This window comes from Pseudomonas vranovensis, assembly GCF_040438935.1.
GTDB lineage: Bacteria > Pseudomonadota > Gammaproteobacteria > Pseudomonadales > Pseudomonadaceae > Aquipseudomonas > Aquipseudomonas vranovensis.
Window position 1 is genome coordinate 4,094,514 of the sequence record NZ_CP159259.1, and the last position, 23,909, is coordinate 4,118,422.

General features: G+C 62.4%; 24 protein-coding genes. 10 read left to right on the forward strand and 14 right to left on the reverse strand.

What is annotated here, in order from left to right:
• The first annotated feature begins 20 nt into the window (after positions 1–20).
• A complete protein-coding gene (locus ABVN19_RS19115) occupies positions 21–431 on the forward strand; it encodes a hypothetical protein (protein WP_028944058.1) in 411 nt (136 codons plus the stop codon).
• 4 nt (positions 432–435) lie between these two features.
• Here the strand turns inward: ABVN19_RS19115 and rimI are convergent, their stop codons facing one another.
• Positions 436–888, reverse strand: coding sequence for a ribosomal protein S18-alanine N-acetyltransferase (rimI, locus tag ABVN19_RS19120; RefSeq protein ID WP_028944057.1), 453 nt, complete (start codon positions 886–888; stop codon positions 436–438).
• A complete protein-coding gene (locus tag ABVN19_RS19125; RefSeq protein ID WP_028944056.1) occupies positions 881–1,678 on the reverse strand; it encodes a hypothetical protein in 798 nt (265 codons plus the stop codon). Before ABVN19_RS19125 ends, rimI begins: the two co-directional genes overlap by 8 nt.
• Positions 1,679–1,857: 179 nt before the next feature.
• On the opposite strand from ABVN19_RS19125, the gene mksB reads away from it, so the two are divergent.
• Genes mksB through mksF form a run of 3 tightly spaced genes read left to right on the forward strand, consistent with a single transcriptional unit; the run spans position 1,858 to position 6,654 of the window.
• Positions 1,858–3,135, forward strand: a complete 1,278-nt coding sequence (mksB, locus tag ABVN19_RS19130) for an Mks condensin complex protein MksB (protein ID WP_028944055.1) — start codon at positions 1,858–1,860, stop codon at positions 3,133–3,135.
• Positions 3,125–3,826 (forward strand): Mks condensin complex protein MksE, encoded by a 702-nt coding sequence (mksE, locus tag ABVN19_RS19135; protein ID WP_028944054.1) that lies wholly within the window; start codon positions 3,125–3,127, stop codon positions 3,824–3,826. The genes mksB and mksE overlap by 11 nt, the downstream gene beginning before the upstream one ends.
• The gene (gene mksF, locus ABVN19_RS19140; protein WP_105641663.1) at positions 3,823–6,654 is read left to right on the forward strand and encodes an Mks condensin complex protein MksF; all 2,832 of its coding nucleotides are present in this window, start codon (positions 3,823–3,825) and stop codon (positions 6,652–6,654) included. The genes mksE and mksF overlap by 4 nt, the downstream gene beginning before the upstream one ends.
• A 58-nt stretch (positions 6,655–6,712) precedes the next feature.
• Here mksF and ABVN19_RS19145 read toward each other — a convergent pair whose 3' ends face one another.
• The 5 genes from ABVN19_RS19145 to rplU form a co-directional block, all read right to left on the reverse strand.
• Positions 6,713–7,159 carry a CreA family protein gene (locus ABVN19_RS19145; protein ID WP_105641682.1) on the reverse strand — a complete coding sequence of 149 codons (447 nt, stop codon included), beginning with the start codon at positions 7,157–7,159 and terminating at the stop codon, positions 6,713–6,715.
• Between the two features lie 22 nt (positions 7,160–7,181).
• Positions 7,182–8,300, reverse strand: coding sequence for a glutamate 5-kinase (gene proB, locus ABVN19_RS19150; RefSeq protein WP_028944051.1), 1,119 nt, complete (start codon positions 8,298–8,300; stop codon positions 7,182–7,184).
• A gap of 75 nt (positions 8,301–8,375) precedes the next feature.
• Positions 8,376–9,596, reverse strand: a complete 1,221-nt coding sequence (gene cgtA / locus ABVN19_RS19155) for an Obg family GTPase CgtA (RefSeq protein ID WP_028944050.1) — start codon at positions 9,594–9,596, stop codon at positions 8,376–8,378.
• Between the two features lie 193 nt (positions 9,597–9,789).
• The gene (gene rpmA / locus ABVN19_RS19160; RefSeq protein WP_010225698.1) at positions 9,790–10,047 is read right to left on the reverse strand and encodes a 50S ribosomal protein L27; all 258 of its coding nucleotides are present in this window, start codon (positions 10,045–10,047) and stop codon (positions 9,790–9,792) included.
• A gap of 32 nt (positions 10,048–10,079) precedes the next feature.
• Positions 10,080–10,391: a 50S ribosomal protein L21 gene (gene rplU, locus ABVN19_RS19165; protein ID WP_010225695.1), complete on the reverse strand. Its 312-nt coding sequence runs from the start codon at positions 10,389–10,391 to the stop codon at positions 10,080–10,082.
• A gap of 251 nt (positions 10,392–10,642) precedes the next feature.
• On the opposite strand from rplU, the gene ABVN19_RS19170 reads away from it, so the two are divergent.
• The 3 genes from ABVN19_RS19170 to ABVN19_RS19180 all read left to right on the forward strand — a co-directional run bounded on the left by ABVN19_RS19170 (position 10,643) and on the right by ABVN19_RS19180 (position 12,436).
• Entirely contained in the window at positions 10,643–11,611 is a 969-nt protein-coding gene (locus tag ABVN19_RS19170; RefSeq protein ID WP_028944049.1) for a polyprenyl synthetase family protein, read from the forward strand.
• Between the two features lie 100 nt (positions 11,612–11,711).
• Positions 11,712–12,053, forward strand: a complete 342-nt coding sequence (locus ABVN19_RS19175; RefSeq protein ID WP_028944048.1) for a zinc ribbon domain-containing protein YjdM — start codon at positions 11,712–11,714, stop codon at positions 12,051–12,053.
• Positions 12,054–12,187: 134 nt separating this feature from the next.
• Positions 12,188–12,436 (forward strand): hypothetical protein, encoded by a 249-nt coding sequence (locus ABVN19_RS19180; protein ID WP_028944047.1) that lies wholly within the window; start codon positions 12,188–12,190, stop codon positions 12,434–12,436.
• Positions 12,437–12,499: 63 nt separating this feature from the next.
• On the opposite strand, the gene ABVN19_RS19185 is transcribed toward ABVN19_RS19180, so the two are convergent.
• The 5 genes from ABVN19_RS19185 to ABVN19_RS19205 all read right to left on the reverse strand — a co-directional run bounded on the left by ABVN19_RS19185 (position 12,500) and on the right by ABVN19_RS19205 (position 17,174).
• Positions 12,500–13,117, reverse strand: a complete 618-nt coding sequence (locus ABVN19_RS19185) for an FKBP-type peptidyl-prolyl cis-trans isomerase (RefSeq protein ID WP_028944046.1) — start codon at positions 13,115–13,117, stop codon at positions 12,500–12,502.
• An 86-nt stretch (positions 13,118–13,203) separates the two neighbouring features.
• On the reverse strand, positions 13,204–13,509 hold the full coding sequence (locus ABVN19_RS19190; RefSeq protein ID WP_105641664.1) for a DUF6482 family protein: 306 nt from the start codon (positions 13,507–13,509) through the stop codon (positions 13,204–13,206).
• A gap of 135 nt (positions 13,510–13,644) precedes the next feature.
• On the reverse strand, positions 13,645–14,133 hold the full coding sequence (locus tag ABVN19_RS19195) for a TIGR00645 family protein (RefSeq protein WP_028944044.1): 489 nt from the start codon (positions 14,131–14,133) through the stop codon (positions 13,645–13,647).
• A 101-nt stretch (positions 14,134–14,234) separates the two neighbouring features.
• Complete coding sequence (locus ABVN19_RS19200; RefSeq protein WP_028944043.1) at positions 14,235–14,576, reverse strand: hypothetical protein; 342 nt, start codon at positions 14,574–14,576, stop codon at positions 14,235–14,237.
• A gap of 159 nt (positions 14,577–14,735) precedes the next feature.
• Positions 14,736–17,174: an ATP-binding protein gene (locus ABVN19_RS19205; RefSeq protein ID WP_028944042.1), complete on the reverse strand. Its 2,439-nt coding sequence runs from the start codon at positions 17,172–17,174 to the stop codon at positions 14,736–14,738.
• Between the two features lie 279 nt (positions 17,175–17,453).
• Between ABVN19_RS19205 and ABVN19_RS19210 the strand changes: the two genes are divergently transcribed.
• The 3 genes from ABVN19_RS19210 (at position 17,454) to ABVN19_RS19220 (ending at position 20,560) form a co-directional block, all read left to right on the forward strand.
• On the forward strand, positions 17,454–17,942 hold the full coding sequence (locus ABVN19_RS19210) for a DUF3015 domain-containing protein (protein WP_028944041.1): 489 nt from the start codon (positions 17,454–17,456) through the stop codon (positions 17,940–17,942).
• 76 nt (positions 17,943–18,018) lie between these two features.
• A complete protein-coding gene (locus tag ABVN19_RS19215) occupies positions 18,019–19,872 on the forward strand; it encodes a DUF4105 domain-containing protein (protein WP_028944040.1) in 1,854 nt (617 codons plus the stop codon).
• A 190-nt stretch (positions 19,873–20,062) separates the two neighbouring features.
• Complete coding sequence (locus ABVN19_RS19220; RefSeq protein ID WP_028944039.1) at positions 20,063–20,560, forward strand: GreA/GreB family elongation factor; 498 nt, start codon at positions 20,063–20,065, stop codon at positions 20,558–20,560.
• Here ABVN19_RS19220 and gdhA read toward each other — a convergent pair.
• Both gdhA and ettA read right to left on the reverse strand, forming a co-directional pair.
• Positions 20,557–21,894 carry an NADP-specific glutamate dehydrogenase gene (gene gdhA / locus ABVN19_RS19225; protein WP_028944038.1) on the reverse strand — a complete coding sequence of 446 codons (1,338 nt, stop codon included), beginning with the start codon at positions 21,892–21,894 and terminating at the stop codon, positions 20,557–20,559. The two genes, ABVN19_RS19220 and gdhA, sit on opposite strands and share 4 nt — an antisense overlap.
• 220 nt (positions 21,895–22,114) lie before the next feature.
• Complete coding sequence (ettA, locus tag ABVN19_RS19230) at positions 22,115–23,779, reverse strand: energy-dependent translational throttle protein EttA (protein ID WP_028944037.1); 1,665 nt, start codon at positions 23,777–23,779, stop codon at positions 22,115–22,117.
• Between the last annotated feature and the right edge of the window lie 130 nt (positions 23,780–23,909).

The following is a 23,909-nucleotide window of genomic DNA, read 5'->3' on the forward strand; positions in this document are numbered from 1 at the left end:
CCCGCAGGAGAATAGCCCCCATGAACGAATCAAGACGCCCACCCCACGCCCCGGAACCCGCGCCCATCGACACCAACGAAGACCGCATGGGTTCAATGGAAAGCCTGGACTTCGACGATGATACGCCCAGCGAAAAAATCGGCGACCTGATTCCCGATCAGGAGCGCGAGCACTTGATGCCCGCCGAGCGCGTACGCGAAGCCGGCATGACCGGCGCATCAAGCGATGACCACGCACCCACCGACGATGACCTGAGCCCGGAGACCCTGATTCACCAAGACGGGGCCCGCTCGGCCACTGAAGCCGGCGAAGACAACCCCGCCGACTGGGACCTGAGCCTGGTCGATGAAGACGACATTGGCGGCGGCAACGGCTTGGATGAAGCCGAGCTTGCCCGGCGCGACCCGCTGGACGGCAAGCCCGAGCGCTAAGGCGTTATTCGAACAGGGTGCAGGCCATGACCAGTGCGTCTTCACGGCCACCGGCAATCGGGTAGTAGTCGCGGCGACGACCAATCTCGTTGAAGCCGTAGCGCTCGTACAGGCGATAGGCGGACTGGTTGCTGGCCCGCACCTCGAGGAAGCACTCGCGGCCGTTGAGCGCGTAGGCACGCCTCATCAACTCTTCGAGCAGGCGCAAGCCCAGGCCACGGCCCTGGCTTTCGGGCTTGACGGTGATGTTGAGCAGATGGGCTTCGTCGATGATCACGTTGATCACGCCGTGGCCTACCTGTTGCTCGCCCTCGAACATCAGCCAGATTTCATAGGACTTGAGCCCGTCGAGGAAAATCCCGCGAGTCCAGGGGTGGCTGAAGGCGGCGTATTCGATCTTCAGTACGGCATCCAGATCCGCCTCGGTCATCCGGCGGAAGCTGATTGTGTCACTCATCGCTTGGTTTCCAGCGCGCCATCAGCCGGCGCATGGCTTGCCAGACGTCCGCCTTGCGTTGCGGCTCGTCCATCAACAGTTCGAGGCCAGGCAAGGCCCAGGCAGTGCCCAGGCCCTCGACCGGCAGCTCGCGGTAATAACTTTCGGCATCCGCCTCGCCGGCAAAACGCACGGCAGGCAGGCCGACCAGCCACAGGCAGACACAGGGCGACTCTTCGAGCCGGGCCTGGATAAAGCCCTGGACGAAATCGGTGGCCGCCTGGGGCCCCTGGTCGAGGTTGCCACGCACCAGCAACGGCCAACGCACCGGCTCTCCGATGATCTGCGGGCTGTCGGGCAACCCGGCGGCGCGCAGCATGTCCTTGAGCAGGAGGTACGACGGGTCGCGGCTCTGAAATGGCTCGCCGGTGGCGAGTTCCACCAGCAGCAGGCAGTTGCCGGCACGCAGCAGCTGCAGTGCGAATCGCGGTGGCGGTACCGGGGCCGGACGCGCTGGAGCGGGTGCCTTTTCGGCCTCCTCCACCGGTTTGCCGGCCAGTTTGGGCGTGGTGCCAGGGCGCGGAATCTCGATCTTCGGTCGCTCGCCCGTGCGTGCTGCCGGTGCGCTGGGCACTGCGACCTGCGCAGCGGGCACCTGCACCTGCGGCTCGAGCGCCGGCTCGTCCAGCGGCGCCACCGGCTGCAACAGCTCCAGACGCGACGGTGCGGCGAACGGCAGTTCGGCACGTGGCAGCCAGTGCACCACTTGCATGGCGTTGAGGTAAGCGCGGCGGCGGGACTCGATTAACAAGAAGGGTCGGCCATCTGTGGATAAGTCAGGGGCGACATTCTAACGTTGTTCGCCGCGCTGCGCCGCTGTTGATCGGCACAAATCCGCCGGGATGCCGCGCGAATCGATCAGGGGGTGAATCGACAGGCACTTGATGCAGTACAATCGGCGCTTTTATTTGGCAACGAGTCGACCCGCCAATGATCGAACCCAAGCGCGTCCTGCGCGCCCTAGCCGAACACTGGGCCTTGCTTGAGCCGTTGTGCGAGCGCTTCGACGGAGGCACCCTGAGCCTCGGCGAACTGCGCCAGCAACTGGCCAACCAGCAGTTGGAGAGCACGCCCCAGGACATCACCAGCCTGCTCGACGTCTGGATTCGCCTCGATATCCTGGTGCCGGTGGCCAAGAGCCCCAACCGATTCGAGCTCAATGCGCAGATCCACGACTTCCTCGCCTACCTGCGCCGCGAACACCGCCTGGGCCTGTGCCTTGAGATCGAAGCCTACCTGCGCCACCTGGAGCGTTTGGCCGGGCATATCCAGGACGCCTTCGAGATTCGTGACAGCAACGACCTGGCCCGCCAGCTGCGCTTGCTCGACATGCGCGTGCGCGACGTGCTGAAAAAACTCGACAACGACGAACAGGCCCTGGTCGCCGTGGCCGAACGGGCCAAGACCAGCGACCGGCAGATTCCGTTGCGCCAGCGCTATGCCGAAGTACTGGCGACCTGGGACGAGTACGTCGAACCGATGATCCAACTGGTGAACGCCGACGGCGCCTTCGAGCAAGGCGTGCGCAAGGTCGAGACCGTGCTGCTGCGCCTGCTGGGCGAACAGGCGCGCCTGGGCCATCTGGTCGACGACGACATGCTCCTGCGCACCCACGCGCGCATCCTTGAAATGCAGACCAGCGCCCAGCTGACCTTGCGCCATGCCCGTGAACTGCTGCTGCCGCTGCGTGAAGAAGCCCGCCGCCACAACGCCGTGACCCGTGGCGCCGCCCTGGCCCTGTCGGTGATCCGCCGCAAGGGCCTGGACGCCGTACCGCAAGCGGCCATGCCAATGTTCACCCGCCCGCAAAGCACGTTCCTGGGCAGCGCCAGCCAGGTCGAGGCCTACGTCTATGCACTGGCCCGCTTCGAGCCCAAGCCTGCGCAGTTCCCCAAGGCCCACAAGAGCAACCGTGGCGACAGCCCGAAAGCGCCGCGCACGGTCAAGGAAATGCTCCAGCGCTGCGAAAGCGCCCTGCCACTGCCCGACCTGATGGTCTGGCTGCTGGACCAGGAGCCCGACGGCGCCACCGACGAATTGCTGTACTGGTTCTCGCGCCTGTCGCGGGAAAAACGCTTTACCCGCGAACGCCTCGAGCGCCGCGAATACACCACCCGCGAACACCTGGTCAGCCTGCGTTCCTTCGCCCTGACATCCAGCCGCGAACCATCGCCTGAACCAACTGCGAGCCCTGCCCATGCATCTTGATCTTTCCGAACTGTCCCAGCTCGCACCGATCTTCCGCGAGCTGTTCAAGGGCTTTCACATCAGTCGCCGCGACCCGGAACTGTACGGCCAGCTGTCGAACTTCCAGGACCAGTACCGCGGCCTGTTCAAGGCCCTGGGCTTTGAGCTGGTGTGCGACACCCGCGGCTTCTACTACTTCGTTCCCGACCAGGCCGCCGCCCAGGTCAACAAGACAGCCCAGCGCCTGTCGCTGTTCACCTTCATCCTGGTGGAGCACCTGGCCGACCAGGGCCGCGACCCGATGTCGGTGCTCGACGGTGGCAGCCTGGGCCGTGACGAGCTGCCCTCGATGCTGGAAAAGTACCGCGACCTGTTCATCCAGGCCGAGGTGCAGACCCCGGACGAGCTGGAAGAAAAGATCATGCGCCGCATGACCCAGCTGGGCTTTGCCCACGAAGAGAACGGTATCTACCGTTTCCTGCCCCCAATGCACCGCTTCCTCGACGTGTGCCTGTCGGTGCAGCAGGACCGCGACCTCGCCGCCAGCCTGCACAGCACCCTGCCGCTGCCAACGCCAGTACTGGTCGAAGAAGAAAGCCCCGAAGTGCTGAACCGGACCGACGACCCGCTCGACCTGAGCCCGTTCGAGGAAAGTGAAGAAGACGCCTTGGCCCGCGCCATCGCCGAAGAGCAACAGGAGATTGATGCATGAGCCAGGAACGCTACGGCATTCGCCGCTTTGCACTGCTCAACACCGCCGGCTACAGCCTGGGCCTGTTCCCGCTGGAACACCCGCTGTCGGTCTACGGCGCCAACAACCTGGGTAAATCCGCCTCGATCAACGCCCTGCAGTTCCCGATCCTGGCGCGCATGTCGGACATGAGCTTCGGCAAGTACAGCCTGGAACAGTCCCGGCGCTTCTACTTTGCCAGCGACACCAGCTACATCCTCTGCGAGGTCAACCTGCCCCACGGCCCGCACGTGATCGGCGTGGTCGGCCGCGGCCCGGGTGGCGGCTTCGGCCACCAGTTCTTCGCCTATGCCGGCGAACTGGACCTGGCCCATTACCAGAAGAACGACACCTGCCTGCGCCAGAAAGAGCTGTTCAGCAACCTGGAGCGCAACGGCCTCAAGGCCTACGAACTCAAACCTGACGAGCTGCGTCGCCTGCTGGTCGGTGGCCACACCTCGATCCCGCTGGACCTGACCCTGATCCCGCTGCGCTCCACCAGCGAGCAGAGCCTGAAGACCTTCCGCGCACTGTTCATCAACCTGCTGCACATGCGCGAGATCACCGCGGCCAAGCTCAAGCAGTTGTTCCTCGATGCCTTCGAGCACAGCCTGCGCTCGGGCAGCGTCGACTACATCGCCGCCTGCGAGGAGGCCTTCCGCGACGTGCGCCGCATGGAGCAGGACTACAACTCCCTGGTCGCTGCCGGCCCGCTGGTCGAGGCCCTGGCCAACGGCGTGGCCCAGCGCGACATCCTGCGCGGCAAGCTGCATCGCCTGTCGCCGCTGCTCGACTCGCTGCTGGGCACCTGGCAGGACTACGCCAGCGCCCGCAAGGAAGAGCTGGTAATCCAGGCCGAGCACTACAAGAACGAACAGGACAGCCTGCAGAACGACCAGCGTGGCGGCACCCAGGAGCTGATGCGCCTGGAGCGCGAAATCACTGGTATCCAGCGCTGGCTCGGCGAGCTGTCGGTACTCAAGCACCGCTTCGCCCTGGTCGATGACGTCAAGGTGCTGGAGCAGCAACTGCTGGCCGCCAAGGATGCCCACGACGAACTGGCCGGTGCCCTGGCGCAGTCTCGCCAGTTCAGCGCCGAAGACCTCGAAGAGCGCCTGCGCGACCTGGAGAAACGCCTCAAGTCGGTCAAGCAGCAGCTCGACCATGCTGACAACAACAGCTATGCCCGCCTGCGCGAAGAATTCTCCCAGCAGGATGTCGAGCGCCTGATGCGCCTGTTCAACGGCGCGCTGTTCAGCCTGCCGCTGGGTGAGCGCGGCATCGAGCTGGACGACAGCGACCTGTGGGTCAAATCCCTGGAGGCCGTGCTCGACGGCTTCAAGGGCGAGCGTTTCGAGGCTCCGGGGCTGTCGATCGATCTCTCGCACATCGAGCCGCCAGCGCTGCAGGCCCTGGCCGACCGCGCCGCCCTGCGCGACCAGAAGGAGCGCCTGGAAAAGGAGCTCAAGCAGCTCAAGACCCAGCAGGCCGTGGTCGCCGACCGCGCCGCGAGCAAGACCCAGACCGAAACCCTGTACCAACAGGTACTGGACGCGCAAAAGGCCCTGGAAGACTTCCGTCGCACCCAGACACTGTCTGCCGAAGAAGGCGACAAGCTCGAACAGCTGGCACAGATGGAAGCCGCCCAGGACGAGCTCAAGCGTTCCAGCGATGCCTTCACCGAACGCGTCCAGCAACTGTCGGCCAAGCTGCAACTGGTTGGCCGCCAGATCGCCGACATGGAAGCCAAGCAGCGCACCCTCGACGACGCCCTGCGCCGCCGCCAGCTGCTGCCGGCCGACCTGCCGTTCGGTACGCCGTTCATGGAGCCGGTGGACGACTCCATGGACAACCTGTTGCCCCTGCTCAACGACTACCAGGACAGCTGGCAGGGCCTGCTGCGGGTCGATGGCCAGATCGAGGCGCTGTACGCCCAGGTTCGCCTCAAGGGCGTGGCCAAGTTCGACAGCGAAGACGACATGGAGCGCCGCCTGCAGCTGCTGATCAACGCCTACGCGCACCGCACCGACGAAGCCCTGACCCTGGGCAAGGCGCGCCGTGCGGCGGTCACCGACATCGCCCGGACCCTGCGCAACATCCGCAGCGACTACGACAGCCTCGAGCACCAGCTGGCGCTGTTCAACCGCGAGATCAACAAGCGCCAGGTGTCCAACCTCGAGAGCTTCCGCATCGTGCTGGCACCGAACAAGGAAGCCCTCAAGCACATCGACCAGATCATCCACAGCGCCGGACAGTACGAAGAAGGCGAGACCCTGTCGGTGTTCGACCTGAGCGCCAGTGCCGAGCAGGACAACAAGAACGAGGAAGCCAAGGAGTACCTGGCGCGACTGGTAGCGGCCAACCACAACCAGTTGGGCCTCAAGGACCTGTTCGAGCTGGCCTTCGAGATCACCAAGGTCAACGGTCAGCCGGTGATCCACACCGACATCGACGGTGCGGCGTCCAACGGCACCACCATGACCATCAAGGCGCTGACCAACATGTACCTGTTGCTGCACCTGATGGACCGCGACCTCGCCGGTCGCGTGCGCCTGCCGTACTACCTGGACGAAGCGGCAGACATCGACGAACGCAACCAGGCCGCCCTGCTGGAAACCAGCTTGCAGTTGGGCTTCGTGCCGATTCTGGCGAGTGTGAAGCCGCAGGTCTCGGCGCATGTCGCCATCGACCTGGAAGGCGGTAGCGGGCCGAACGGCATCTACATCGACGAGGCCGACTGGAAGTTCATCAGCCGGTTGGATGAGGTGAAGGCGGTGGTGCGCGAGGAAGAGGAAGCGGCTTCGGTCTAACGCAATCGCGGGGCAAGCCCGTTCCTACACCAGTAGGAGCGGGCTTGCCCCGCGATGATTATTGCTGCGGCCAGGGCAGGATCGGAATCGCCGTCACCGCGTTCTGCGGGCTGCCTTCGATCAGCCGGTCCGAGTACACCAGGTAGACCAGGGTGTTGCGCTTCTTGTCCAGGAAGCGCACCACCTGCATGGTCTTGAACACCAGCGAGGTGCGCTCCTTGAACACCTCGTCACCGTCCTTGAGCTGCTCCTTGAAGCGAATTGGCCCTACCTGGCGACAGGCAATGGAGGCTTCGGCACGGTCTTCGGCCAAGCCCAGGCCGCCCTTCACTCCGCCCGTCTTGGCACGGGACAGGTAGCAGGTCACACCCTCGACTTTCGGATCGTCGAACGCCTCGACCACGATGCGGTCGTTTGGCCCGACGAACTTGAACACGGTCGACACCTGACCGATTTCCTCGGCCGCAGCCACTGCCGGCAATGCCAGCAGCGCCGCTGCAATCATCCCTTTGAACACGGTTGTTTCCTCAGACCAGAATCAGGTTGTCGCGGTGAACCAGCTCAGGCTCGGCGATGTAGCCCAGCAGGCTTTCGATGGCCTCGGAGGACTGGCCGATGATCTTCTGCGCTTCAAGGGCGCTGTAGTTGGCCAGGCCACGGGCGACTTCCAGGCCATCCGGGCCGACACAAACGACCATTTCGCCACGGCGAAAGCTGCCCTGCACGGTTTTGACGCCGACCGGCAGCAGGCTCTTGTTGGCCTGACGCAAGGCCTGCACGGCACCGGCGTCGAGCACCAGGGTGCCGCGGGTCTGCAGGTGCCCGGCCAGCCACTGCTTGCGCGCGGCCAACATGCCGCGCTCGGGCGACAGCAAGGTACCCAGGCGCTCGCCAGCCTTGAGGCGATCGAGTACGCGCTCCAGGCGACCACCGACGATGATGGTATGGGCACCGGACCGGGCCGCCAGACGCGCAGCACGCAGTTTGGTCTGCATGCCGCCACGGCCCAGTGCGCCACCGGTACCGCCCGCCACCGCATCCAGGCTCGGATCGTCGGCACGGGCTTCATAGATCAGTTGGGCATCGGGATTGTTACGCGGGTCAGCGTCGAACATGCCATCGCGGTCGGTGAGGATCACCAGCAGGTCGGCTTCGACCAGGTTGGCCACCAGGGCAGCCAGGGTGTCGTTGTCGCCGAAACGGATCTCGTCGGTCACCACGGTGTCGTTCTCGTTGATCACCGGCACCACGCCCAGCTCCACCAGCGTGCGCAGGGTACTGCGCGCGTTGAGGTAGCGCTTGCGATCCGACAGGTCGTCGTGGGTCAGGAGAATCTGCGCGGTGTGCTTGTCATGCTCGGCGAAACTCGACTCCCAGGCTTGCACCAGGCCCATCTGGCCAATCGAGGCTGCCGCTTGCAGCTCATTCATGGCACTCGGTCGCTTGGACCAACCCAGGCGGCTCATCCCGGCGGCAACCGCCCCGGACGATACCAGTACCAACTCGACACCCGCCTCATGCAACGCCACCATCTGCTCGACCCAGACGCCCATGGCCGTACGATCGAGCCCCTTGCCATCTGCTGTCAGCAGGGCACTGCCGATCTTCACCACCCAGCGCTGCGCACCCGTCACCTTGCTCCGCATCTTCTTCCAACCTATAGAGATCTTTAGATACTAAAACGCCGCTCCAGAGAGCGGCGTTTAGTGTACTGCAACGAATCAGTCGCGCACGTAAATGATTTCCGGACCGTCTTCGTCGTCGTCATCCCAGTCGTCATCGTCGTCGCCGATGTCGTGAACGCTCTTGACGCCACTGCGGCGCAGGGCACGGGCATCGTCCAGGGCTTGCAGCTGGGCACGGGCCTCGTCTTCGATGCGCTGATCCAGGTCGGCCAGCTCTTCGGCGTAGGCCGGGTCGTTGGCCAGGCGGTCGGCGCGGTCTTCGAGGTAGCGCATGATGTCGCGGCTGAGCTGCTCGGTACCCTGCTTGGAGATGGCCGAAATCACATAGACCGGACCTTCCCACTGCAGACGCTCGACCACTTCCTTGACGCGCTCGTCACGCTCGTCGTCCATCAGCATGTCGGTCTTGTTCAGTACCAGCCAGCGATCACGTTCGGCCAGCGACGGGCTGAAGCGGGTCAGCTCGTTGACGATCACTTCAGCCGCGTCGGCGCTGCTGCTTTCATCCAGCGGCGCGAGGTCGACGAGGTGCAGCAACAGGCGGGTACGGGCCAGGTGCTTGAGGAAGCGGATACCCAGGCCGGCACCGTCGGAAGCGCCTTCGATCAGGCCGGGGATGTCGGCGATGACGAAGCTTTTCCAGCGATCGACACTGACCACGCCCAGGTTCGGCACCAGGGTGGTGAACGGGTAGTCGGCGACTTTCGGCTTGGCGGCCGATACCGAGCGGATGAAGGTACTCTTGCCGGCGTTCGGCAAGCCCAGCAGGCCAACGTCGGCCAGTACTTTCATTTCCAGCTTCAGGTCACGCTGCTCGCCGGGTTTGCCCGGGGTGGTCTGGCGTGGCGCACGGTTGGTACTGGATTTGAAACGGGTGTTGCCCAGGCCGTGCCAGCCGCCCTGGACCACCATCAGCTTCTGGCCTGGCTTGACCAAGTCGCCGATGACTTCCTGGGTGGCGGAGTCGATCACGGTGGTGCCGACTGGCACGCGCAGGATCAGGTCGTCGCCTTTTTTGCCGGTGCAGTCGGTGCTGCCGCCATTGGAGCCGCGCTGGGCCTCGAAATGTCGGGTGTAGCGGTAGTCGACCAGGGTGTTGAGGTTTTCATCGGCGACCATGAACACCGAGCCGCCGTCGCCACCGTCACCGCCGTTGGGACCGCCGTTCTCGATGAATTTTTCGCGGCGGAAGCTCATGCAACCGTTACCGCCGTCACCGGCTTTGACCCGGATCGATACTTCGTCAACAAACTTCATAAAAACCGCCTCTCGTCAGCTGGACGAGCTGAGTGACACAAAGACATAAGGCTCTTGCAAAAGTGAGCGCGGCGGCCCCCGTCAACGACCGAAACACCAGCGCCGGCAGCCCATACAAACAGCTTTGCAAGAGACTCACCCCACAAACGAAAAAGCCCCGTCGCGAGACAGGGCTTTTCCAGCGTTCGCGCGATTACTCGGCGACAACGCTCACGTAACGACGACCGAAGGCGCCTTTTACTTCAAACTTGATCTTACCCGCGATCTTGGCGAACAGGGTGTGATCCTTGCCCATGCCAACGCCGTAGCCAGCGTGGAATTGGGTGCCGCGCTGACGGACGATGATGTTGCCAGGAATGATAGCCTGGCCGCCATACATCTTCACGCCAAGGCGTTTGGCTTCTGAGTCGCGACCGTTACGGGTACTACCACCAGCTTTTTTGTGTGCCATGGTTCAATTCTCCAGAAATGGGATTTAGGCGATTACGCCGAAATACCGGTGATCTTGATTTCGGTGAACCACTGGCGGTGGCCCATACGCTTCATGTGGTGCTTACGGCGGCGGAACTTGATGATGCGCACTTTGTCGTGACGACCTTGCGAGATCACTTCAGCAACAACCTTGGCACCAGCAACGACTGGAGCGCCGATGTTCACGTCGTCGCCATTGGCAACCAACAGAACGCGGTCGAAAGTCACGGATTCGCCAGTGGCGATTTCCAGTTTTTCGATTTTCAGGTATTCACCTTCGGCGACTTTGTACTGCTTGCCACCGGTAACAATTACTGCGTACATGGTATTTCTCCGATAATCCTGCTCACCCAGCTCTTTATAGGAAGAGTATTGGCTGGCATGGCTGCATAGGGCTGGAACGGCCCAGTGCAATTGCGTAAGGCAGGTGCTGCCCAGGAAGTTCAGGGTGCGCGATTGTACGCAAGCCGCCCGCCCCTTGCAAGTCCCGCCCCCGGCCCGCCGGGACCGCGCCTTGACAGGCCGGGACCCGCGACCTAGCATGCCGCGCAACCTTTATGGAGCACCTGTGGCCGATGCAACCCCAAGCTTTCTACCGCGCGGTAGCGGACGACTTCAGCGCCGTTGACGAGATTATCAAGAAACAGCTGACTTCGCGTGTACCGCTGGTATCGAAAATCGGCGACTACATTACTTCGGCTGGCGGCAAGCGCCTGCGCCCTCTGCTGGTGCTGCTGTGCGGCAAGGCACTGGGCCGCGAAGGCGATGACCTGCGCCTGCTGGCCGCCACCATCGAATTCCTGCACACTGCCACCCTGCTGCACGACGACGTGGTCGACATGTCGGGCATGCGCCGTGGTCGCTCCACCGCCAATGCCCTGTGGGGCAATGCGCCGAGCGTACTGGTCGGTGATTTCCTCTATTCGCGTTCGTTCGAGATGATGGTCGAACTGGGCTCGATGCCGGTCATGCAGATCCTCTCCAAGGCCACCCGGGTCATCGCTGAAGGTGAAGTCCTGCAGCTGTCCAAGGTCCGCGACGCCAGCACCACCGAAGAAGTCTACATGGACGTCATCCGCGGCAAGACCGCGATGCTGTTCGAGGCCTCGACCCACAGCGCCGCTGCCCTGGCCCAGGCCACAACTGAGCAGAGCGAAGCCCTGCGCACGTTCGGCGACCACCTTGGCGTGGCCTTCCAGCTGGTCGACGACCTGCTCGACTACAAGGGCGATGCACAGACCCTGGGCAAGAACGTCGGCGACGACCTGGCCGAGGGCAAGCCGACCCTTCCGCTGATCTACACCATGCGTGAAGGTACTGCCGAACAGGCCGCCCTGGTTCGCCAGGCGATCCAGAAAGGTGGTATCGAAGACCTGGAAAGCATCCGCGCTGCGGTTGAAGCTTCGGGCTCCCTGGACTACACCGCGCAACTGGCACGCGACTACGTGGCCCGTGCCATCGCTTGCCTGGACGTGCTGCCAGCCAGCGAATACCGCGACGCCCTGGTGGAATTGAGCGAATTCGCTGTCGCCCGTACCCACTGAGCCTGCCCTGTGGCCCATCGCTCGATGGGCCCGACTAACCTCTGACGGACAAAACCCTATACAATGTAGGCTTTGTACCTGTACGTCTTGAGGAACCCTAGTGAGCACTTTGCCACCCTGCCCTAAATGCAACTCCGAATACACCTACGAAGACGGCACCCAGCTGATCTGCCCCGAATGCGCCCACGAGTGGTCTGCCGCCGGTGACGCCGAAGCAGTGAGCGACGAAGCGGTCAAGAAGGATTCGGTGGGCAATGTCCTGCAGGACGGCGACACCATCACCGTGATCAAGGACCTGAAGGTCAAGGGCACGTCGCTGGTAGTCAAGGTCGGCACCAAGGTCAAGAACATCCGCCTGTGCGATGGCGACCATGACATCGACTGCAAGATCGATGGCATCGGCCCGATGAAGCTCAAGTCGGAGTTCGTCCGCAAGGTCTGAACCCCAATGGTTTCGGGGCTGGCCTCCAGCCTCGAAGCGCCGCGCAAGCACACGGCGGCAATTTTCTGCCAATAGGCACTTGCTATTTTGATAATAAGAATTATTCTCATTGGGCGCTTCCAAGGAGAATAGCCATGACTTATCTGATAGACGCCTGGCTTGACCGCCCCCATCCATACCTGCGCATCCTGCACCGGGAAACCGGCGAGGTCTGTGCCGTGCTTGAAGAAGAAGCACTGGACGAACTTCGCGACCAGGGCGACCTGGATCTCAACGGCTTGAATTCGAGTGAGCCAATCGTGCTCAAGGAGCTGGTGAGGAACCTGTTCCTGTTCTGCTATGCCCGGGCGTTGCGCCCAGGAGGTGGGACCGAGTGGAACTGATACAAAAACCGCGGGGCAAACCCGCTCCTACAGGTAGGAGCGAATTTGCCCCGCGATCAGGTATTACAGGACGTCCAGCAACTCGACGTCGAATACCAGAACGCTGTGCGGCGGAATGCTGCCAACGCCCTGAGCACCGTAGGCCAGCTCGCTCGGAACGTACAGGCGCCATTTGCTGCCGGCGTTCATCAGTTGCAAGGCTTCGGTCCAGCCGGCAATCACGCCGCTGACCGGGAACTCGGCTGGCTGGCCGCGCTCGTAGGAGCTGTCGAATACAGTGCCGTCGATCAGGGTACCGTGGTAGTGGGTGCGAACGCTGTCGTCGCGGCTTGGCTTGGCGCCTTCACCAGCGGTCAGCACTTCGAACTGCAGGCCCGATGCCAGGGTGGTGATGCCGTCACGCTTGGCGTTCTCGGCCAGGAAAGCTTTGCCTTCGCCAGCAGCCGCTTCGGCTTTGGCGGCGGCTTCGGCCTGCATGATTTCACGAATGACCTTGAAGCTGGCAGACAGGTCGGCTTCGCTGACGCGGCTGTCCTGGCCGTTGAAGGCGTCGGTCAGACCGGCGAGGATGGCTTCCAGGCTCACGCCCGGTGGCGGGTTGTCACGCAGTTGACCACCCAGTTGACGGCCGATGCCGTAGCTGACGCGGGTTTCGTCGGTAGACAGGTTGATTTCGGACATTTGTTTGCTCCGCAGCAGGGCGCACGACAACCGCGCCCTTTATGAAAAGGGCGAGCAGCCTAGCACACTGCGGCAAAGCAGATCAGCTACCAGGCGGAACGGCGGGGCATCGGTATTTTCAGGTCGCCGTCACCGGTGACGTCTCCCCCGCACATCTCGTCGTCCATCGACCAATGCACCAGGTGCAACGGCACGGCCGGCAAACCATTGAGCAGGCGCTGCGCATCGACTACCGAATGGACTTTAAGGCGCTCGCCGCGGGTATCCGACAGGGGATGCGCATGGCCTTTTACGCGAGCTTCGAGAATGTAATCACCGCCTTCGATGGCGATCAGGTTGAGCTCTTCGACATGACCAGCCCTGGCCTCGGTGTTCAGTTGTAGAAGGTTCATTGCGATACCTCGTGACTGGCACTTCGAGTGACCGTTCATTTTTCGTACAGCACGAGGCAAAGCACAAGGTAAAAACGCAACCGCCCGTCCGTTTTGCAACGGACGGGCGGTCTGGAACTGCGCCAAGCCTCTGAATCAGTGCTTGGTCAGCTTATCCAGATAACCCATGGCGAAGGCCGATACCACGAAGGTCATGTGGATGATCACGTACCACATCAGGTACTGGGTCTCTATATTGCGCGCGTCCATGAACACCCGCAGCAAGTGAATCGAGGAAATCGCCACGATGGAGGCTGCAACTTTCATCTTCAGCGAAGAAGAGTCCATCTTGCCCAGCCAGTTGAGCTTTTCCTTGTCTTCGTCGATGTCCAGCTGCGAGACGAAGTTCTCGTAACCCGAGATCATCACCATCACCAACAGGCCACCCACCAGTGCCATGTCGATCAGCGACAGCAGCACCAGGATCAGGTCTGCTTCGGCCAGGGCGAAGACATTGGGCAGGACGTGGAAGATCTCCTGGAAGAACTTCAACGCCAGCGCCAGCAGGCCCAACGACAGACCAAAATAAATCGGGGCGAGCAGCCAGCGCGAGGCATACATCGCATTTTCGATAATACGTTCCATTGAAAACTCGTCAGGTGGCCAAAAAGCGAGCGCGAGTATAACAGCCAGCCATGACAGAAAAAGCCCGTGGCACGCTGCCACAGGCGTGACGCCCAGACGGCTCAGGTTTCCGGATGGAACTGGAAGTCGCCGACGTGATGGACCCGTTCACCATTGATCCGGCGTAGCTGGGCTTGCAGGTGCACGCACCAGATCTGTGGATCGTCGGCCACTTGATAACCGTGCAGGGTGAGGCTGTCGACAATGGCACTGAGGACCGACTCGGCCACGAAGGGCCCATGAAACGGCCCCTGGGCCTTGATGGCCGAAGGTTGCTCGCCAGCCATGCCGGCGGCAAACAGGAGGGTCCACATGCCGTTGTCGCCGGCCAGTGGGCGGATACTGCATTCAATGCGGGTCACCAGGCCCAGGCATTGGCGGGTGAGGCTGAGGTTGCGCGGCATGGCGACGTCCCTCGGTAAACCCTTGTTCAGCCTTGCGGGCAAGGCTGTTTCGATCCTTTAGCGACTACACTCCCTGTTTATCAGGATAGAAGAATTCCGATAGTGCGTGGAAAAACCGGCGCCCAGCGGTCAGACCCGCTGCGGCGCCGATTATTTGACTCAGGACGGTTTGACCTGGGCCAGGGCTTGCTCGGCCTGCTCCTTCTCGGCTTCCTTGAGGTCCTCCTCGCTGATCATTTCGGCGATCACCCGCAGGCGCTCCACCACCCGGGCGTTGACGCTGCCCTCGGGGAACTCGCCCTCGGCATCGGGCTCACCGGCCGGCTCCCCTACCAACAGGCTCAGCGCCTCATCGGCCTGGCTGACCGCATAGACGTGGAACATGCCCGCACGCACCGCCTGCAGCACCCGCTCGTCGAGCATCAGCGTGGCGACGTTGGCCTTGGGGATGATCGCGCCCTGCTCACCGGTCAGGCCGCGTGCCTCGCACAAGCGGAAGAAGCCTTCGATCTTCTCGTTGACCCCGCCCACTGCCTGCACTTCACCGAACTGGTTGATCGATCCGGTGATGGCGAAACACTGCTTGAGCGGGGTTTTCGACAAGGCCGAGATCAATGTGCAGGCCTCTCCCAGCGACGCACTGTCACCATCCACGTAACCGTAGGATTGCTCCAGGGCGATACTTGCCGAGATCGCCAGGGGGAATTCCTGGGCGTAGCGACTGCCCAGGTAACCGGTAAGGATCATCACGCCCTTGGAGTGGATCGGCTGGCCGAGGTTTACCTCACGCTCGATATCGACGATGCCGCTGCCACCGGGATAGACCGTGGCAGAAATCCGCGCCGGTATACCGAAGGCCGAGTCGCCCACTTCCAGCACGGTCAGGCCGTTGCACTTGCCGACTGCTGCGCCTTCGGTGTCGATCAGGATGATGCCGGCCAGCATGTCGTCGAGGATTCGCGCCGACACCCGGCCGGTTCGCGTGGCCTTGGCCTTGAGTGCCCGTTCGATGTGCCCGGCATCGGTCATCTCATCGTTGGCCAGGTGGCGGATGAAGTCCGCCTCGCTGACCAGTTGGAACAGATCACCGATACGTGCCGACAGGCGCCCTTGGTGTTCGGCCAGGCGGGCACTGTAGGTAGCCAGTCGGGCGACCGCATCGGCGCTCAGCGGCGCCATGCCCTCCTCGCTGGTACGGGTCTTTAGCAACTGGGCGAACTGTTCCAGGCTCTCGTCGACCATGGGAATGTCTTCGTCGAAGTCCACCAGCACCCGGAACATTTCCTGGAAGTCCGGATCATGGTCCTGAAGTGCGTAGTACAACTGGCGCGAACCGATGATCACCACCTTGATGTTCAACGGGATCATCTGCGGATTGAGAGTGACGGTGGCCAGGCGACCATATTCACCCAGCGGCGACTCCATCTTCAGCTTGCGCGACTGCAGCGCGCGCTTGAGTGCATCCCAGACGAAGGGCTCGCCGAGCATCTTCTCGGCTTCCAGAATCAGGAAACCGCCATTGGCACGGTGCAAGGCACCCGGGCGCAGCTGCCGATAGGTGGTGTACAGCGCGCCCTGGTCGGTGCTGTATTCGATACGGCCGAACAGGTTGTCGTAGGTTGGGTGCGGCTCGAATACCACTGGTGCGCCGCCACTGGCGTGGTGACCGACGACCAGGCTCGGTGCGTACTGTTCTTCAAGCAGCTTGCGCGCCTGGGCATCGCTCTTGCTGTCGTCGACCAGTTGCTCGACCACCGTGCGCAACAGGTACACCTGCATGGCCTGCAGGTAGGCACACACGGCCGCATTTTCCGCGTACTTCTCCGACAACGGCGCCAACAGGGGTTGAAGCGCCAGGGTGATGGTCTCCTCATTGAGCTGACGCAGCTGATTGTTCGACTCTCGCTTCCACTGCGGAAGGCTCGCCAGTTCCTCGTTGAGGCGCTCTTCCAGGGCGGAGATATCGTCATGGAAGCGTTCGCGCTCGGCTTCCGGCAACTGGGCAAACTCCGCCTCGTCCAGCGCCTTGCCGTCGGCCATGGGCGTAAAGGCGACGTTGCTGCTGTCGCGGTAAAGGGCCACGTCCTTTTCCAGCGAGGCACGTTCAATCACATCCAGGGCACGGTCGTAGCGCTGGTTGAAACCGCGGTCGATGGCGCTTTTTTTCTGTTGGTAGGACGGGTGCTCGAAGACCGCCGGGAAGGTGGCCAGCAGGTTGTCGATCAGGCCACCAATATCGCTGATGAACGCACCGGCACTGCCGGCCGGCAGCTCCAGGGCCCGCGGCTCGCGGGGCTCGTCGAAATTATTGACATAGACCCAGTCCGACGGCGTGTGCAGGCGCTTGCCTTCGGCCTTGAGGTAACGCTTCACGAAAGAGAAACGCCCGGTGCCGGGCTCACCCATGACAAACACGTTGTAGCCGGGACGTGGCATGGCGACGCCGAACTGCAAGGCTTCGACGGCACGTTCCTGGCCTAGCACACCGCGAAAAGGCTCCAGATCATTGGTGGTGGAAAAAGCGAACTGTTCGGCGGAAAACGGCCGGGTCAGGGCTTCAGGCGCAAGACGCAGACTCGCAGCGACAGGATCGGGCATCGGGCTTCCTTACTTCGGCGGGGCAGATGACGGCATTCTGGCGCCGCCTGCCCGCGCCTTGCAAGGCTCATCGGCACAATATGTCGCAGGGTCGAAAACCCGTGCTACGTCAATGTTTCAAGCCAATTATTCGCAATAAATCACGGAACCCTTAGATCGTGCCTAAACTCCATAACTGCGCGGCTGGGTAAACAACCGACCCGCCCCTGGCTACCGCTCCCAAAGCCATGCCAGACAACCCTGACCTTTGGTATGTACGACTAGAACGAGAACAACGCTATGAAACGGATTCTTCTGGGTACTTTGTTCACCGCGGTTTCCCTCAATGCAATGGCCCAGGCGCCAGGCGGACCGGACTGCGGCTGGGGTAACATGCTGTTCGAGGGCCAACGCGGCACACCGGCCCACTTCCTCGCTTCCACCACCAACGGCACTTCCGGCAACGCCACCTTCGGCATGACCTCGGGCACCAACGGCTGCTCGACCAACGCTGCTCTGACCTATGGCGGCAAATCCTGGTTCGCCATGAACGGCATGATGAACGAGCTCTCCGAAGACATGGCCAAGGGCCAGGGCGAAGCGCTGACCACCTATGCCGTGGTACTCGGTGTCGCCCCGGAAGACCGCGCCCACTTCGCGGCAGTCACCCACCAGCACTTCCAGGAAATCTTCAAGACCGCGGATGTAACCGCCGAAGATGTCCACACCAACACGCTGGCCATTCTCAAAAGCGATCCACGCCTGGCCAAATACGCGACCCAGGCTTAAGCTCGGCCACCCGCCCCTTTACCGGGGCGGGTTGTTTTCCGCCTCTATCGGCATCATTCAGACTTAGTTGCCCGACATGCTCAAACGCCTTGCCTACCTGGCGCTCTGTGCCTGCGCCCCGCTGCATGCTGCCCCTTCGTTCGATGACGCGCGCCTTGCGCAACTGGCTGCAGACCGTTACTGGATCGCCCTGGGCCACTACGAAACCGCCAAGCTCGGCGGCTGGCGCAGCTACGTCGACGACCGTCGTTTCTTCCTGGCCGAGGACGGCGCCCACCATCCGGACCAGGAACTGCGCGCCACGGTGCAGGCGCTCTACGCACCGGCCAACCGCGGCGACAAGCATGCGCAGTGTGTATTCCCGGCACGCACCCGCTGGCTGCGCGAGCAGCTCCAGCTCGATGACCTGCCGGCGCCGGAATGCAAGGAGTACACCCAGTGGTTCAAGGATGTGTCGCCGCACAGCGCAGTGATGATCTTCCCCGCCGCCTACCTCAACAGCCCCTCCTCGATGTTCGGCCATACCCTACTGCGCATCGACCAGGCCGACGTGCAGAGCAACGAGACGGCCCTGCTCAGCTACGCGATCAACTTCGGCGCCTACATCGAAGGCAACGACAACAGCATTCTCTATGCCTGGAAGGGCCTGATGGGTGGCTACCCCGGCCTGTTCGCCCTGGTGCCCTATCAGGAAAAGCTCTCCGAGTACCGCAGCCTGGAAAACCGCGACCTGTGGGAATACCGGCTGAACCTGACGCCCGAGGAAACCGGGCGCATGGTCGAGCACATCTGGGAACTCAAGCAGATCCAGTTCGATTACTTCTTCTTCGACGAGAACTGTTCCTACCGCCTGCTTGAACTGCTGCAAGTGGCACGCCCGGGCCTGGACCTCACGTCGCAGTTCCCGCTGACGGCGATCCCTACCGACACCGTCAAGGCTGTCAAGCAGTCGGGCCTGGTGGAGCGAATCGACTATCGTCCCTCCCGCGAACGAGAGCTGCTGGAGCGGGCCAAGCCGCTGGATGCCGATGAACAACAGCAAGTGCTGGCGGTCAGCGCCGACACCGGCCTACTGCAGAGCGCCGAATTCACCGCCCTGCCCCGCGAGCGCCAGGCGTTGATCCAGGACGCGGCGTACCGGCTGGAGCGCTACCGCGCCAACGGCCAGGAGCGTGATCCGGCGCGCACCAAACGCAGCTTCGAGCTGCTGCGGGCAATCAACCGCAATCCGGCGCCAGAGCTGGACATCGCGCGCCCCGGCCTGCCTGAAGACGGCCACGAATCACGCACCTGGCAGCTCGGCGTGGGCACCCGAGAAGACCGAGCCTTCGCCGAGTACGGCCTGCGCATGGCCTACCACGACCTCAACGACAATGCCTATGGCTTTCCCCTGGGCGCACAGATCGAGATCCTTCAGCTCAAGCTGCGCCAGTACGAGAACAACGACTGGCAGGTGCAGCGCCTGGACCTGGCGACGATCCGATCGCTGACGCCACGCAATACCTTGCTGCAACCCTGGTCGTGGCAAGTCACCGGGGGCCTTGAGCGTGTATTGGGCAAACATGAGGACGATGTACTGGTCAGCCACATCAATGGCGGCGCCGGCGGCACCTGGCAACTGGCCGACGGCATGCTTGGCTTTGCCCTGGGCACCGTGCGGGTGGAGCACAACAACGACTTCGCCCAGTTCATCGCCCCGGCGGCCGGTTTCAACACCGGCCTGCTGTGGCGCAATCCGCTGGGGAACATGACGCTCGAAGCCAAGGGTGACTACTTCACCAACGGCGAGGTACGCCGCACCCTGAGCCTGAACCAGCAATGGGAGCTGTCACAGAACCTGGGGCTGCGCCTGAGTGCCAAGCGTGAATTCAGCCAGCTGTCGACGGCGCAGAACGAGGTGATGCTTGAATTGAAGTGGTATCACTATTGAGTCCCACGGCCGCTGCGCGGCCGATCACAGGTTGGCGCCAGCGGCTACCACGGTTCGACTTCAATCGATAGCAGCTAGTCATCAGAAAGACCGCGACGCCGCACGTGCCTGCCGACGCCAGTAGGTCGCAAACAGACAGCCAATGAAACCGCCAACCTGTCAGCATGGTCTCCTCTGAAAGGAGGCAATCATGAGCCGAGCATTCGTCAACGAGGACCAGGCTGCCACCCAGGCCGACCAGCCGGTAGAGCGCCGCGTCAGTGAGCAACCCAACTATGTCACCGCCCGGGGCCTGGCCCAGCTGCAGCAACGGCTCGGCGAACTCAAGGCCCTGCGCAGCGAACTGCAGGCCCAGGGCGAGCACGCTGATAAACAACGCCTGGCCGATACCGAGCGCGACCTGCGCTACTTCAACGCTCGCGTACAGAGCGCTCAGGTGGTGCCCAAGGCAACCGCTGAAGACAAAGTGCAGATAGGGAGTCGGGTGACTTACGTCGATGAACACGCCCAGCAGCACCAGGTGCAGTTGGTCGGTGAAGACCAGGCCGATGCCGCCCATGGCCTGATCAACTGGGGTTCACCACTGGGCCGGGCGCTGCTGGGTGCAGCCCCCGGTGATGAAGTGTTGTGGCGACGACCGGCAGGGGATCAGCAGATCGAGATCGTCGCCATCACACCCGAGCCTTAGACCACGCCCTGGGCCAGCATGGCGTCGGCAACCTTGACGAAGCCGGCGATGTTGGCGCCCTTGACGTAGTTGATGCGGCCGTTCTCTTCACCGTAGTGTACGCAGGCGTGGTGAATCGACTGCATGATCGCGTGCAGCTTGCTGTCCACCTCACCGGCGGTCCACAGCAGGCGCATGGCGTTCTGCGACATCTCCAGGCCACTGACCGCAACGCCGCCGGCGTTCGATGCCTTGCCCGGTGCGAAGAGGATGCCGGCCTCGATGAAGATATCCACAGCGTCGAGGGTAGTGGGCATGTTGGCGCCTTCAGCCACGCAGATGCAGCCATTGCGCAGCAGGGTGCGGGCGTCTTCGCCATTGAGTTCGTTCTGGGTGGCGCACGGCAGGGCGATATCGCACGGCAGGCTCCAGGGCGTCTGGCCCTTGCGGAACTCCAGGCCGAAACGCTCGGCCAGCTCGCTGATACGGCCACGCTTGACGTTCTTGAGCTCCATCAGTGCATCCCACTGCGCGTCGGTCATGCCGGCTTCGCAGTACAGGGTGCCCTCGGAGTCCGACAGCGAGATCACCTTGCCGCCCAGGTCCATGACCTTGCGTGCAGCGTACTGGGCCACGTTGCCGGAACCGGAGATCGCCACGCGACGACCGTCGATGCGCAGGTCCTGGCGCTTGAGCATTTCTTCGGCGAAGTACACGCAGCCGTAGCCGGTGGCTTCAGGGCGGATCAGGCTACCGCCGTAGGTCATGCCCTTGCCGGTCAGTACCGAGGTGAACTGGTTGGCCAGGCGCTTGTACTGGCCGAACATGAAGCCGATCTCGCGGGCGCCCACACCGATGTCACCGGCTGGTACGTCGAGGTCCGCGCCGATGTGGCGATACAGCTCGCTCATGAAGGCCTGGCAGAAACGCATGACTTCAGCGTCGCTCTTGCCCTTCGGATCGAAGTCCGAGCCGCCTTTGCCGCCGCCCATGGGCAGCGAGGTGAGGGAGTTCTTGAATACCTGCTCGAAAGCCAGGAACTTGAGCACGCCCAGGTTCACCGACGGGTGGAAGCGCAGGCCGCCCTTGTACGGGCCGATGGCGCTGCTCATCTGGATACGGTAGCCGCGGTTGACCTGGACCTTGCCCGCATCATCGACCCACGAGACACGGAACAGGATCGCCCGCTCAGGCTCGACCATACGCTCGAGAATGCCGGCCTGCAGGTAGTGGGGGTTGGCCTCAAGGAAGGGCCAGAGGCTGCGCAACACTTCTTCCACGGCTTGGTGGAATTCAGGCTGGGCTGGGTCGCGTTGTTTTAGACGAGCGAGGAAGTCTTCGACGGATTCAGACATGAGACATTTCACCAGATAGTGTGGGACTTATTAGTTTTTTCAGAACTTTACCAAGAACCACTCGCACCGCAACAGGGCGAAATGTCGTTTTTATGAAATTAAATGGTGCGTTTGTATAAGTGTATACAGTTTTGTCGCCGGGCAAGCCCGCTCGTACAGGGGCTTTCCCCCCGAACAGAAACGGGGCCCGAAGGCCCCGTTTTTGTGCAAACCGGTAAGGTTATGCCAGTTTTTTGTGCCGTACCCGATGCGGCTGGGCGGCAGCTTCGCCAAGACGCTTCTTGCGATCGGCTTCGTACTCGGTGTAGTTGCCTTCGAAGAACACGGCTTGCGAGTCGTCTTCGTACGCCAGGATGTGGGTGGCCACACGGTCAAGGAACCAGCGATCGTGAGAGATCACGATGGCGGCGCCCGGGAAGTCCAGCAGGGCTTCCTCCAGCGAACGCAGGGTTTCAACGTCGAGGTCGTTGGACGGTTCGTCGAGCAGCAGGACGTTGCCGCCTTCCTTGAGGGTCAGGGCCAGGTGCAGACGGCCACGCTCACCACCGGAGAGGTCCTTGACGAACTTCTGCTGGTCGCCACCCTTGAAGTTGAAGCGCCCCACGTAGGTCCGCGACGGAATCTCGTAGGTACCGATGCGCAGTTGGTCGGAACCATCGGAGATCTGCTGGAACACGGTCTTGCTGCCGTCCAGGTCCTCGCGGCTCTGGTCGACGCAAGCCAGTTGCACGGTTTCACCGATTTCGATGCTGCCCGAGTCTGGCTGCTCCTTGCCCATGAGCATGCGGAACAGAGTCGATTTACCGGCACCGTTACCACCGATCACACCGACAATGGCGCCTTTGGGCATGCTGAACGACAGGTTGTCGATCAGGACGCGATCGCCATAGCCCTTGGTGACGTTCTTGAACTCGATAACCTTGTCACCCAGGCGAGGACCGGCCGGGATGTAGATCTCGTTGGTTTCGCTGCGCTTCTGGAATTCCTGCGACTGCATTTCTTCAAAGCGTTGCAGACGGGCCTTGGACTTGGACTGACGTGCCTTGGCGCCCTTGCGCACCCACTCCAGTTCTTCCTTCATGGCCTTTTCATGAGCCGATTGCTGCTTGGATTCCTGGGCCAGACGATCGGATTTGGCTTCAAGCCAGCCCGAGTAGTTGCCTTCGTATGGAATACCGGCGCCGCGGTCGAGTTCGAGGATCCAGCCGGCAACGTTGTCCAGGAAGTAACGGTCGTGGGTAATCGCGACCACAGTACCCGGGAAGTCGTGGAGGAAGTGTTCCAGCCAGGCGACGGAGTCGGCGTCCAGGTGGTTGGTCGGTTCGTCGAGCAGTAGCATGTCAGGAGCCGACAGCAGCAGGCGGCACAGGGCCACACGACGCTTTTCACCACCGGACAGGTGCTCGACCTTGGCGTCCCAGGCCGGCAAGCGCAGGGCGTCGGCCGCCACTTCCAACTGGCGCTCCAGGTTGTGGCCGTCGCTGGCCTGCAGGATGGCTTCAAGCTTGGCCTGTTCGGCGGCCAGCTTGTCGAAGTCGGCATCCGGCTCGGCGTAGGCGGCGTAGACTTCGTCCAGACGCGCCTGGGCGTCCTTGATCACGCTGACTGCTTCCTCGACCACTTCACGTACGGTCTTGGTCGGGTCCAGTTGCGGTTCCTGCGGCAAGTAGCCGATGTTCAGGTCGGGCATCGGCCGGGCTTCGCCGTCGAACTCTTTGTCGACACCGGCCATGATCTTGAGCAGGGTGGATTTACCCGAGCCGTTCAGGCCAAGCACGCCGATCTTGGCGCCTGGGAAAAACGACAGGGAGATGTTCTTCAAGATTTCCCGCTTCGGCGGGACAACTTTGCCCAGCCGATGCATGGTATAGACGTATTGAGCCATGGAAAAACCTAGCGTCAGAGACGAAAAAATAAGCGCGAAACAGATGAAGGGAGCCGCAGCCCCCAGGAAAGGGCCAAAGCTACCGTAATGCGCCAGGTTGGGCAAACCGCCGACGAACAGGGCTGGCACT

Excerpts from the sequence above, each read along its gene's own strand:
- ABVN19_RS19195 (WP_028944044.1), bottom strand. The coding sequence starts at position 14,133 with ATGGAACGTATTATCGAAAATGCGATGTATGCCTCGCGCTGGCTGCTC.
- ABVN19_RS19215 (WP_028944040.1), top strand. The coding sequence starts at position 18,019 with ATGCTCAAACGCCTTGCCTACCTGGCGCTCTGTGCCTGCGCCCCGCTG.
- ABVN19_RS19145 (WP_105641682.1), bottom strand. The coding sequence starts at position 7,159 with ATGATTGCAGCGGCGCTGCTGGCATTGCCGGCAGTGGCTGCGGCCGAG.
- ABVN19_RS19190 (WP_105641664.1), bottom strand. The coding sequence starts at position 13,509 with ATGAACCTTCTACAACTGAACACCGAGGCCAGGGCTGGTCATGTCGAA.
- ABVN19_RS19220 (WP_028944039.1), top strand. The coding sequence starts at position 20,063 with ATGAGCCGAGCATTCGTCAACGAGGACCAGGCTGCCACCCAGGCCGAC.
- rimI (WP_028944057.1), bottom strand. The coding sequence starts at position 888 with ATGAGTGACACAATCAGCTTCCGCCGGATGACCGAGGCGGATCTGGAT.
- ABVN19_RS19210 (WP_028944041.1), top strand. The coding sequence starts at position 17,454 with ATGAAACGGATTCTTCTGGGTACTTTGTTCACCGCGGTTTCCCTCAAT.
- cgtA (WP_028944050.1), bottom strand. The coding sequence starts at position 9,596 with ATGAAGTTTGTTGACGAAGTATCGATCCGGGTCAAAGCCGGTGACGGC.
- rplU (WP_010225695.1), bottom strand. The coding sequence starts at position 10,391 with ATGTACGCAGTAATTGTTACCGGTGGCAAGCAGTACAAAGTCGCCGAA.
- mksE (WP_028944054.1), top strand. The coding sequence starts at position 3,125 with ATGCATCTTGATCTTTCCGAACTGTCCCAGCTCGCACCGATCTTCCGC.
- proB (WP_028944051.1), bottom strand. The coding sequence starts at position 8,300 with ATGCGGAGCAAGGTGACGGGTGCGCAGCGCTGGGTGGTGAAGATCGGC.
- ABVN19_RS19180 (WP_028944047.1), top strand. The coding sequence starts at position 12,188 with ATGACTTATCTGATAGACGCCTGGCTTGACCGCCCCCATCCATACCTG.
- ABVN19_RS19170 (WP_028944049.1), top strand. The coding sequence starts at position 10,643 with ATGCAACCCCAAGCTTTCTACCGCGCGGTAGCGGACGACTTCAGCGCC.
- ABVN19_RS19115 (WP_028944058.1), top strand. The coding sequence starts at position 21 with ATGAACGAATCAAGACGCCCACCCCACGCCCCGGAACCCGCGCCCATC.
- ettA (WP_028944037.1), bottom strand. The coding sequence starts at position 23,779 with ATGGCTCAATACGTCTATACCATGCATCGGCTGGGCAAAGTTGTCCCG.
- gdhA (WP_028944038.1), bottom strand. The coding sequence starts at position 21,894 with ATGTCTGAATCCGTCGAAGACTTCCTCGCTCGTCTAAAACAACGCGAC.
- ABVN19_RS19205 (WP_028944042.1), bottom strand. The coding sequence starts at position 17,174 with ATGCCCGATCCTGTCGCTGCGAGTCTGCGTCTTGCGCCTGAAGCCCTG.
- mksF (WP_105641663.1), top strand. The coding sequence starts at position 3,823 with ATGAGCCAGGAACGCTACGGCATTCGCCGCTTTGCACTGCTCAACACC.
- ABVN19_RS19185 (WP_028944046.1), bottom strand. The coding sequence starts at position 13,117 with ATGTCCGAAATCAACCTGTCTACCGACGAAACCCGCGTCAGCTACGGC.
- rpmA (WP_010225698.1), bottom strand. The coding sequence starts at position 10,047 with ATGGCACACAAAAAAGCTGGTGGTAGTACCCGTAACGGTCGCGACTCA.
- mksB (WP_028944055.1), top strand. The coding sequence starts at position 1,858 with ATGATCGAACCCAAGCGCGTCCTGCGCGCCCTAGCCGAACACTGGGCC.
- ABVN19_RS19200 (WP_028944043.1), bottom strand. The coding sequence starts at position 14,576 with ATGCCGCGCAACCTCAGCCTCACCCGCCAATGCCTGGGCCTGGTGACC.